Genomic DNA, 550 nt, shown 5'->3' with positions numbered 1-550 from the left:
TTGCCCGAGCCGGTGGTGCCGGCGACGAGGAGATGCGGCATCCGGGCGAGGTCGGCGATGATCGGCTCGCCGCCGATATTCTTGCCGAGGCACAAGGCGAGCTTGTGCTTGGTCTCGACGAAATCCGCCGCGGCGAGGAGTTCGCGCAGGAAGACCGTCTCGCGCTTGGCGTTCGGCAGCTCGATGCCGATGGCGTTGCGGCCCGGCACGACGGCGACGCGGGCGGAGACGGCGGACATCGAGCGGGCGATGTCGTCGGCGAGCGCGATGACGCGGCTCGACTTGGTGCCGGGCGCGGGCTCCAGCTCGTAGAGGGTGACGACGGGCCCCGGACGCACGGCGAGGATGTCCCCGCGCACGCCAAAATCCTGGAGCGTGGCCTCCAGCATGGTGGCGTTCTGCTCCAGGGCCTCGGCGGAGACCTCGGTGCCCGGGGCCGCCTCGCGCGGGCGGGCGAGCAGTTCGAGGGCGGGGACCTGATAGCGGCCGGGCTCCGGGCGCGGCTCGGCCGACGGCCGGGGCCGAGCGACCGGGGCCTGGGGCGCGGGAC

General features: G+C 73.8%; 1 protein-coding gene. It reads right to left on the bottom strand.

From position 1 onward, the window contains the following. Positions 1-550, bottom strand: a 550-nt coding sequence (locus LW587_RS23945) for a DNA translocase FtsK (protein WP_269780374.1), incomplete at both ends; no start/stop codon positions are given.

It is taken from the genome of Methylobacterium sp. Leaf118, from assembly GCF_920984675.1.
Classification (GTDB): Bacteria; Pseudomonadota; Alphaproteobacteria; order Rhizobiales; family Beijerinckiaceae; genus Methylobacterium.
The sequence above is the reverse complement of the archived record's forward strand: the minus strand, read 5'-3'. Positions and strand labels throughout refer to the sequence as shown.